We start from the raw sequence: 9,401 nt of genomic DNA, 5'->3' as shown, positions 1-9,401 counted from the left end.
TCACCCCCGTCGGGTCCTCGTGGCTGAACCAGATCGAGATCTGGTTCGGGATCATCACCCGGCAGTCCATCCGCCGCGGCACGTTCGCGAGCGTCAACGTCCTGGTCAAACAGATCCGCGACTACATCAACTCCTGGAACGAGAACCCGAAGCCCTTCACCTGGACCGCCACCGCCGACGAGATCCTCGCCAAGGTCCGACTCGTTCAGACCAGTGTGAAGAAACTCGTCAATAACAACGTGAAGTAACGCAATCGGGATCACGAGACACTAGCGTCGTCTGCGGGATTTCGTAAAACTTCCGCAGCCATTCCTGGTTATCGGCTTGGAGACCCCTTCATTTACGGAACTCGGCCTCCCCGTCCACGTGATGGAGCGCATGCAAGGGTTATCAGTTCACCCTCGATGTCCCGATTCATCCCGACTAAATGGGGCATACGGCGTCTCTGCGTCGGCAATTCGAATTACCTGCGCACAAGATGTGTGGGCGCGGAAACGAAGTCGCGTAATTACCCGGGAAGTCGCGCGCACCGGCATCACGGACGGCCCGTCGAATTACTGTGCGGCGGATCGCCCGCGCGGGTCCGGTGTCCGACGTTGTGTCACGGGCCGCATGAGGCGGCCGGGTTGGTGGCACGATGGTTCTGGCGGGGGTGCGGCGGCCGTACCTCCGGGCCGGGAGAGCGGACCGACCGAGGGTGTGATCAGTTGTGGCCATTTCACTGTCTGCAGTGCTGCTTTTGGCGATCATCCTGGTGGTGCTGCTGAGAGGGGGGAGCATCAAGGTCGGGCCCGCGATCGTCGCGGTCCTCTTCGGGTTCTTCCTCGCCTCGACCGGCATGGCCCCGTCCATCGACCGCTTCCTGAACTCGATAGCGGACTCCATCGGCTCGATCAAGTTCTGACCGCTTCCGCCCCGGTGCGGGGGCGACGGATCGGAACACGCTGGACAACCGCTGAACAACTGAACCAGCGGGGAAAACGGGGACGGCGCCGCCGCGCGAGACGGACCCGGCGGAGAGCGAAGCCGGGCGGCTGCCGGACCGAGGACCGCCTCGGCGCCGGCTGAGGGAGAGCGCGGCGGCCACGCCCGGCCCGGCTCCGCCGGCGGTTCGCGGCCAAGGTCGTCCACGACCACTACCCCCGACGACGACGTGTTCCGCATCCGGTTCAGCCGCGAGACGGCGTCCGCCGCCCGTAAGGTCAGCGGCGCCTTCACCGACCCGTGGTGGACCCGGGCGCCGACGCCCCGCCCTCCAGGACGGCCACGCTCTACATCCCCGGCGAGGACTCAGGTCCCCCACGTCCGCCGCCACGGCCCGCCCCCCTGACCCGGACCGGCCGGATGATGGGGGGCGCTGCGCTGCCCTTCATGTCCCCTTCAACCGGCTGCGGCGCGAGGTCTGCGACGAGGCCGGGATCAAGGGCCTGCATTTCATGATCTTCGGCACACCGGCAACACCCTCGCCGCGTCCACCGGCGCCGGCACATGTGAGCTGATGGCGCGCGTGGGGCCGCGGCACCGCCCGCGCCGCTCCGATCCACCCGCATTCGAGCACCGGTCTAGCAAGATCGAAAGCCCAAGGGGTGCGCGGGGGACACGGCGGACTGAGCGGAACCCCCGGAAACGATCAGGGCCAGGCGGAGGATTGATCCTCTGGCCTGGCCCTGAGCCGTACAGAGCGGGCGACGGGAATCGAACCCGCGTAGCTAGTTTGGAAGACTAGGGCTCTACCATTGAGCTACGCCCGCAACAGTGCGCCGCAGGTCGGTGACCGCAGCACTGGAGGCATCGTAGCGGGTCGCCCGCCGTCGAGGCCAACGAGTTGGTCCCGGAGGCGCCGCCGCGCGCCGCCTCGAAGAATCCGGCCGACGTAAGCGGCCGGGGCATGTACCCTACGTGTCGCACCAGACGGGGTGTGGCGCAGCTTGGTAGCGCGTCCGCTTTGGGAGCGGAAGGCCGTGGGTTCAAATCCCGCCACCCCGACCATCTGCTCACGACGCCGTGATGATCGCCTTTTGGGGCGCCGACCGCCTGCGGTTACTATGCAAGCTGCGCGCCCGTGTGACCTCGGCCCCGACGGCCTACGTACTCCTCCGGGCGGCGAATCCGCCGGACCTGTCTGGCTCCGGCAGAACCCAAGCAGTCAGCCACAAGGAGACCGAACCGTGAAGAGCGCCGTGGAGACCCTGAACCCGACTCGGGTTCGGCTCACTGTCGAGGTGCCCTTCGAGGAGCTCAAGGACAGCCTCGACGCGGCGTACAAGAAGATCAACCAGCAGGTCACGGTGAAGGGCTTCCGCAAGGGCAAGATCCCGGCCCGGGTCATCGACCAGCGGTTCGGCCGCGGTGCGGTCCTGGAGGAAGCCGTCAACGACGCGCTGCCGAAGTTCTACACCGAGGCGGTCAACGAGGCCGAGCTGAGCCCGCTGGGCCAGCCCGACGTCGACATCACCGAGCTGAAGGACGGCGAGACGCTGAACTTCACCGCCGAGGTCGACATCCGCCCGGCCCTGGAGATCCCGGACTACTCCGGCATCGAGGTCGAGGTCGACGCCGTCGAGGTCACCGACGAGGACATCGAGAAGTCGGTCGAGCAGCTGCGCGAGCGCTTCGCCTCCACCTCCCCGGTCGAGCGTGCCGCCGAGGACGGCGACGTCGTCACCATCGACCTGGAGGCCAAGGTCGACGGCGAGGTGCTGGAGGACGGCATCGCCAACGGCGTCTCCTACACCATCGGCTCCGGCGAGCTGCTGGACGGCATCGACGACGCCGTCAAGGGCAAGGCGGCCGGCGAGGAGGCCACCTTCACCTCCGAGCTGAAGGGCGGCTCCGCCGCGGGCAAGGAGGCCGAGGTCACCGTCAAGGTCACCCAGGTCGCCGCCCGTGAACTGCCCGCGCTGGACGACGACTTCGCGCAGCTCGCCTCCGAGTTCGACACCCTGGACGCGCTGAAGGCCGACAGCCGCAAGCGCCTCGCGAACATGAAGCAGTTCGACCAGGCCACCCAGGCCCAGGAGCGCGTCCTGGAGAAGCTGCTCGAGCTGGTCGAGGTCCCGGTCCCCGAGAAGCTGCTCGAGGACGAGGTCAACACCCGCAAGCACAACCTGGAGCACCACCAGCTCGGCCAGATGGGCCTCACCCTCGACAAGTACCTGGAGATCCAGGGCAAGACCGCCGAGGAGTTCGAGACCGAGACCCGCGAGGCCGCGGTCAAGGGCATCAAGACCCAGTTCGTCCTCGACGAGCTGGTCAAGAAGGAGCAGCTGAACGTCAACCAGGAGGAGCTGACCGAGCACCTCATGCGGCGTGCGGCCTCCTCCGGCATGTCCCCCGACCAGTTCGCCCAGGCCGTCGTCGAGGGTGGCCAGGTGCCGCTGCTGGTCGGCGAGGTCGCCCGCGGCAAGGCCCTGGCCGTCGTGGTCGAGGCCGCCACGGTGAAGGACACCAACGGCGAGATCGTCGACCTCGACGACGAGGACGAGACCGAGGCCGCCATCGAGACGGTCGAGGCCGCCGAGGCTTCCGACGCCGCCGAGGAGAAGACCGAGGGCTGAGCGGCCCTACGGCGCCTCTGACGCACGTACAACGGGCCCTTGGGGACTTTCCCCGGGGCCCGTTTGTCGTACCGCCGGGGGTGAGTGGTCAGGGGCGCGGGGAACCGCGCGACCAGCCCCCCCCACCCACCCGCGGCCCGACGACAGCCACACGACCCTCCGTGAACCGCGTCGGTCCTACGGCGGAGCCGCTACGCCCCCGGCGAACACCCGCATTCCCGGGATTCCCCGAAGGGACCATCGCGTTAGGGTCCATGAAAGGCAGAACAATGAGACGGCCCGGCGCCGTCGTAAGACGAGCAGGTGGATACGTGACGAATCTGATGCCCTCCGCCGCCGGCGAGCCTTCCATCGGTGGTGGCCTCGGCGACCAGGTCTACAACCGGCTGCTCGGCGAGCGGATCATCTTCCTCGGCCAGCAGGTCGACGACGACATCGCCAACAAGATCACCGCGCAGCTGCTGCTCCTCGCCGCCGATCCGGACAAGGACATCTACCTCTACATCAACAGCCCCGGCGGCTCGGTGACGGCCGGCATGGCGATCTACGACACCATGCAGTACATCCCGAACGACGTCGTCACGATCGGCATGGGCATGGCGGCCTCGATGGGCCAGTTCCTGCTCACCGGCGGCACCGCCGGCAAGCGCTTCGCCCTGCCGCACACGGACATCATGATGCACCAGGGCTCCGCGGGCCTGGGCGGTACGGTCTCGGACATCAAGATCCAGGCCCAGTACCTGCTGCGCACCAAGAAGACCATGTCCGAGCTGACCGCGCTGCACTCCGGCCAGACCGTCGAGACGATCGTCCGCGACGGCGACCGCGACCGCTGGTTCACCCCGGAAGAGGCCAAGGAGTACGGTCTCATTGACGAGATCATCACGCACGCCTCGGGTGTTCCGGGAGGCGGCGGCACCGGTGCCTGACCGGCCCGGCCACGCCACGCACCGCCGAGACCGAAGCCCCCAGAACGCCACCAGGACGGTGAACACCCCATGAGCAACTTCCCCGGCGCCGCCAGCGGCATGTACGAGGGGCCTCGCCCCGACAGCCGCTACGTCATCCCGCGCTTCGTCGAGCGCACCTCCCAGGGCATCCGCGAGTACGACCCGTACGCGAAGCTCTTCGAAGAGCGCGTGATCTTCCTGGGCGTCCAGATCGACGACGCCTCCGCCAACGACGTCATGGCGCAGCTGCTGTGCCTGGAGTCGATGGACCCGGACCGGGACATCTCGATCTACATCAACAGCCCCGGCGGCGACATGACCGCCCTCACGGCGATCTACGACACGATGCAGTTCGTGAAGCCCGACATCCAGACGGTCTGCATGGGCCAGGCGGCCTCCGCCGCGGCCATCCTGCTGGCCGCGGGTACGCCCGGCAAGCGCATGGCGCTGCCGAACTCCCGGGTGCTGATCCACCAGCCGGCCGGCTCCACCGGCCGCGGTCAGCTCTCGGACCTGGAGATCATCGCCAACGAGTTCACCCGGATGCGTGAGCAGCTGGAGAACATGCTGGCGAAGCACTCGAACCAGCCGATCGAGAAGATCCGCGAGGACATCGAGCGCGACAAGATCCTCACGGCCGAGGAGGCGCTGGAATACGGCCTCGTCGACCAGATCATCTCCACCCGCAAGCTGAACAACGCCGAGGTCCGCTGACGCGGAGCGGCATACTCTGAGCCCCCCTTGGCACGGTGCACGTCAAAGTGAACCCTGCCAAGGGGGGCCCGAACACCGGGCCCGGCAAGGTACCGTCGGACATAAGGCAGCACCAGGAGCCGCTGGACTCGAAAGCGTCCGGGCGTCTCCCAGGCGAAGGGGAAGCACACCGTGGCACGCATCGGTGACGGCGGCGATCTGCTCAAGTGCTCGTTCTGCGGCAAGAGCCAGAAGCAGGTCAAGAAGCTCATCGCAGGGCCCGGTGTGTACATCTGCGACGAGTGCATCGATCTCTGCAACGAGATCATCGAGGAAGAACTCGCGGAGACCAGCGAGGTGCGCTGGGAGGAGCTGCCCAAGCCCCGCGAGATCTACGAGTTCCTCGAGGGCTACGTGGTCGGCCAGGAAGCCGCCAAGAAAGCCCTCTCGGTCGCGGTGTACAACCACTACAAACGGGTCCAGGCGGGCGAGAACGGCGGCCCGAGCGGCCGTGACGACGCCATCGAGCTGGCGAAGTCCAACATCCTCCTGCTGGGCCCCACGGGCTCCGGCAAGACCCTCCTCGCCCAGACCCTGGCCCGCATGCTGAACGTGCCGTTCGCGATCGCGGACGCGACAGCGCTCACAGAGGCGGGTTATGTGGGCGAGGACGTAGAAAACATCCTCCTGAAACTGATCCAGGCGGCGGACTACGACGTAAAAAAGGCTGAGACCGGGATCATCTACATCGACGAGATCGACAAGGTGGCTCGCAAGAGCGAGAACCCGTCGATCACCCGCGATGTCTCGGGCGAGGGCGTCCAGCAGGCGTTGCTCAAGATCCTGGAGGGCACCACGGCCTCGGTCCCGCCCCAGGGCGGCCGCAAGCACCCCCACCAGGAGTTCATCCAGATCGACACGACGAACGTCCTGTTCATCGTGGGCGGTGCCTTCGCCGGCCTGGAGAAGATCATCGAGGCCCGCGCCGGCGCCAAGGGCATCGGCTTCGGCGCCACGATCCTCTCCAAGCGCGAGCTGGAGGCCAAGGACGTCTTCGAGGACGTCATGCCCGAGGACCTGGTCAAGTTCGGCATGATCCCGGAGTTCATCGGTCGCCTGCCCGTGATCACCTCGGTCCACAACCTCGACCGCGAAGCACTCCTGAAGATCCTGGTAGAGCCCCGCAACGCGCTCGTGAAGCAGTACCAGCGCCTCTTCGAACTCGACGGCGTGGAGCTGGACTTCGAGCGCGAGGCCCTGGAGGCCATCGCCGACCAAGCCATCCTCCGCCAGACCGGCGCCCGGGGCCTGCGCGCCATCATGGAGGAAGTCCTCCAGGGCGTCATGTACGAGGTCCCGTCCCGCAAGGACGTGGCCCGCGTCGTCATCACAGCCGACGTGGTCCTCTCCAACGTCAACCCGACACTGATTCCCCGGGACGCGCGGGGCCGGGGGACCGGGGAGCAGAAGACGGCGTAGGCCGTACTACGCGTACGAGGGGCTCCTGGCGAGAACGACGCCGGGAGCCCCTCTTCTGTCTCCGCCGCCTGCCGCTCCCATCACGTGTCGGGGTCTTCGTCATCCTCGGTGGGCGCCCGGAATCCGGTCGTGTCGAGGGTGCAGTCGAACGGCGCCGGAATGCGGAGCTTCTCGCCGAACGGGACGGTGAGATGGGACGCATACCCCTTGGCGGTCGGCGACCAGTAAACAGTGGCAAGTTCCTCCTGCATGTCGAGCAGGAGGTAGAGCGGCACACCTGACTTCCCATAGCGCTCGACCTTGTCGGTGAGGTCGTCGTCGCGAGTGGAGGGTGAGGTGAGTTCGGCGACGAAGGAGAGACCGTCGCCGTCCAGACGGTTGCTTGCGGTCCGGCGGGTCTTTCGGTGTGCTGCGTGGATGTCAGGACCGTACGCCCGCTCGACGCCGGGGAAGACGTACAAGGCAGGGGCGGCGCTGATCCGATGCCCCTCGGGCAGCCGAGTCCGTAGCTGATCGCAGACCAGGTCCATCACGTCGAGGTAGTAGGCCTTCGACCACGGCGACACGACGATGTTGCCCCTGATGATCTCGGCCTTGAAGCCGTCGGGCACGTGCAGCTCGTCGAGGGCGTTGAGCAGATCCTCGAAGCGGTGGGGGTCGGTGCCGCTTATCGTCGGTCGTTCCAGCATCACTGGCATGATGCGTCTCCCTCGCAGTGTGGGCCAGTCGATACTCAGCGTAGCCGCCGCCGGTGACAGCCGATCGGTGAAAGCCGACCTCAGGTGCCCCGTCGTTGCGCGCCAGAGGGCGTCAGGCTGGAAGGCCTGGTGAAGCGTGGCATGATCCCGGAGTTCATCGGCCGCCTGCCCGTGATCACCTCGGTCCACAACCTCGACCGCGAAGCGCTCCTGAAGATCTTGGTCGAGCCCCGCAACGCCCTGTTCAAGCAGTACCAGCGCCTCTTCGAACTCGACTCCGTGGAGCTGGACTTCGAGAGGGAGGCCCTGGGGGTCATCGCCGACCAGGCCATCCTCCGCCGGACCGGTGCCCGGGGCCTGTGGCGGGGGTCTGAGGAGCAGAAGTCGGCCTGAGCATCCCGACACGCCGACGGGCAGGCACCCTGCATGGGGTGTCTGCCCGTCGGCGTGTGTCGGACTACTGACGACCTGATCACGCCATCGCATCGCCGGAACCGGAGCCCACTCCCCTTTTTATGATCTAGTGTGCTCGACCATGGGTCGGATGCTTGTTCGAGTGTCTGGCTGCTGAAAACGGGAGGGCTCAGAAATGAAGTTCCAGAGAATGAATCGGGTGGCGGCGGTGGCGGGCGTGGTGGCGGCGGCAGGGCTCTGCCGCTGATCGTGGTCAGCCCGCAAGTGCAGCACCAAGCGACTGTGTCAACTCCGTCCAGAGCAGTGGCTATCTGGTCGGCCCCAAGGTGAAGGCCGCTTGCCAACACCCGGCCATCTTCACAGGCGTCATAAAGACGGCCAACCCCAACTGCCTCAGTGGACTCGTGAACGTGCACGTCGAAATCGATGACGCGGAGGTGGCGTGCCTCCGAGCCTGATCACGTCACGCAGCCGTTCCGCTTCCAGCGCGGGGCGGTGAGGCAGGAGAAGGCGGCTCGATGTCCCGAGCCGCCTTCTCCGATGGGGAAGTGTCGCTGTGCAGGTATCAGGCCTTGACGCGCACGTCGTTGCGGAGCTTGGCTGCCAGGTCCGCCGTGTCGTTGATCGTGCCGGCGTCGCCCGTGGCCATGGCGGCGGCGCTGAATGACAAGACCTTGGCGATCGTGCTGTGGTCGGCCCAGATGCACACCGGCACCTTGATCGTCTTCGCCGTTCCGGCGGACGACGCCGACGAACCGGTGTTGTCGAGCTCGGCCACCTGGCACTTCATGATGCCGTTGGAGAAGCCCGACGGGTTGACCGTCTCGGGGCTGCCGATCAGCTTGCCCTTGATGTCGGAGTCGCTCTGGTCTTTCTCGGACTGCTCCTTGGCCTTGGCGAACGCGGCGTCGAGGACGGCCTCGGGGTTGTCGATCGTGCCGTACACGCCGCTGAAGGTCAGGCCCTTCGCGGTCAGCCCCTTGCCGTTCTGGTACGAGCCGCTGACGCCCTGAGGGTTCTTGACGCCGGCCTTCTCGAAGCCCTTGAGGTCGGACGGGCTGACCTTTCCGTTCGAGGTCGGCGACTTCGTGTACGTACCGTTGATGACGGTATCCGGCGCCGTCAGCTTGTGCGGCCCGTCGTCCGCAACGCTGTCGCCGCTACCGCTGAACGCGAGGTACGCCCCCACCGCCACAGCCGCCACCACGGCGACCGCGCCGATGATCAGGCCCGTCTTCTTCTTGCCGCCACCCGGCTGCGGCGGCTGCGGCATGCCGTAGGGCTGCTGGCCGTACGGCGGCTGCTGGCCGTAGGGCTGCTGCTGCGGCACGCCGCCCTGCTGCGGGTAGCCGTAACCCGGCTGCGGCGGAGCCGGCGGCGCCTGCTGGGGGTAGCCGTAGCCGGGCTGCGGAGCCTGCGGCTGCTGGCCGTACGGGCCCGGCTGGCCGTAGGGCGCCTGCTGGCCGTACGGAGCAGGCTGCCCCGGCTGGCCGTACGGACCCGGCTGCTGGGGCGGCTGGCCGTACGGGCCCGGCTGGTTGTTGCTCATTTCTGGGTTCCCCCTAGGACGCTTATGTGTTCCTGACATCCTGTCCCAGGCCCCGAAGGCA

Annotated in this window: 7 protein-coding genes, 2 tRNA genes and 2 pseudogenes; 8 read left to right on the top strand and 3 right to left on the bottom strand. The window is 67.0% G+C overall.

Annotated elements, in window-relative coordinates:
* A pseudogene (locus AB0L75_RS18950) lies at window positions 1–248 on the top strand (IS630 family transposase); the annotation flags it as partial.
* 461 nt (window positions 249–709) lie between these two features.
* Entirely contained in the window at window positions 710–904 is a 195-nt protein-coding gene (locus AB0L75_RS18945; protein ID WP_365182119.1) for a hypothetical protein, read from the top strand.
* Window positions 905–1,680: 776 nt separating this feature from the next.
* On the opposite strand, the gene AB0L75_RS18940 is transcribed toward AB0L75_RS18945, so the two are convergent.
* Window positions 1,681–1,751, bottom strand: a tRNA-Gly gene (locus AB0L75_RS18940).
* A gap of 161 nt (window positions 1,752–1,912) precedes the next feature.
* Between AB0L75_RS18940 and AB0L75_RS18935 the strand changes: the two genes are divergently transcribed.
* The 5 genes from AB0L75_RS18935 (at window position 1,913) to clpX (ending at window position 6,679) form a co-directional block, all read left to right on the top strand.
* Window positions 1,913–1,989: transfer RNA gene (locus AB0L75_RS18935), tRNA-Pro, on the top strand.
* A 179-nt stretch (window positions 1,990–2,168) separates the two neighbouring features.
* Entirely contained in the window at window positions 2,169–3,557 is a 1,389-nt protein-coding gene (gene tig, locus AB0L75_RS18930; RefSeq protein WP_365182117.1) for a trigger factor, read from the top strand.
* A gap of 323 nt (window positions 3,558–3,880) precedes the next feature.
* Window positions 3,881–4,486 (top strand): ATP-dependent Clp protease proteolytic subunit, encoded by a 606-nt coding sequence (locus AB0L75_RS18925; RefSeq protein ID WP_094221271.1) that lies wholly within the window; start codon window positions 3,881–3,883, stop codon window positions 4,484–4,486.
* 69 nt (window positions 4,487–4,555) lie between these two features.
* The gene (locus tag AB0L75_RS18920; RefSeq protein ID WP_365182116.1) at window positions 4,556–5,221 is read left to right on the top strand and encodes an ATP-dependent Clp protease proteolytic subunit; all 666 of its coding nucleotides are present in this window, start codon (window positions 4,556–4,558) and stop codon (window positions 5,219–5,221) included.
* Window positions 5,222–5,392: 171 nt separating this feature from the next.
* Window positions 5,393–6,679, top strand: a complete 1,287-nt coding sequence (gene clpX / locus AB0L75_RS18915) for an ATP-dependent Clp protease ATP-binding subunit ClpX (RefSeq protein WP_365182115.1) — start codon at window positions 5,393–5,395, stop codon at window positions 6,677–6,679.
* An 80-nt stretch (window positions 6,680–6,759) separates the two neighbouring features.
* On the opposite strand, the gene AB0L75_RS18910 is transcribed toward clpX, so the two are convergent.
* A complete protein-coding gene (locus AB0L75_RS18910) occupies window positions 6,760–7,377 on the bottom strand; it encodes a Uma2 family endonuclease (RefSeq protein ID WP_365182113.1) in 618 nt (205 codons plus the stop codon).
* Window positions 7,378–7,503: 126 nt separating this feature from the next.
* Between AB0L75_RS18910 and AB0L75_RS18905 the strand changes: the two are divergent.
* Window positions 7,504–7,737, top strand: a pseudogene (locus AB0L75_RS18905) (ATP-dependent Clp protease ATP-binding subunit ClpX); the annotation flags it as partial.
* Window positions 7,738–8,356: 619 nt separating this feature from the next.
* Here the strand turns inward: AB0L75_RS18905 and AB0L75_RS18900 are convergent.
* Window positions 8,357–9,340, bottom strand: a complete 984-nt coding sequence (locus AB0L75_RS18900; RefSeq protein WP_365182112.1) for a hypothetical protein — start codon at window positions 9,338–9,340, stop codon at window positions 8,357–8,359.
* Window positions 9,341–9,401 lie beyond the last annotated feature (61 nt).

The sequence above is a fragment of the Streptomyces sp. NPDC052101 genome (genome assembly GCF_040680235.1).
GTDB lineage: Bacteria > Actinomycetota > Actinomycetes > Streptomycetales > Streptomycetaceae > Streptomyces.
This window is presented reverse-complemented; position numbering and strand designations above follow the sequence as displayed.

What these genes read in the sequence shown, in the direction of transcription:
- AB0L75_RS18920 (WP_365182116.1), top strand. Translation starts at nt 4,556, where the DNA reads ATGAGCAACTTCCCCGGCGCCGCCAGCGGCATGTACGAGGGGCCTCGC.
- AB0L75_RS18925 (WP_094221271.1), top strand. Translation starts at nt 3,881, where the DNA reads ATGCCCTCCGCCGCCGGCGAGCCTTCCATCGGTGGTGGCCTCGGCGAC.
- AB0L75_RS18900 (WP_365182112.1), bottom strand. Translation starts at nt 9,340, where the DNA reads ATGAGCAACAACCAGCCGGGCCCGTACGGCCAGCCGCCCCAGCAGCCG.
- AB0L75_RS18910 (WP_365182113.1), bottom strand. Translation starts at nt 7,377, where the DNA reads ATGCCAGTGATGCTGGAACGACCGACGATAAGCGGCACCGACCCCCAC.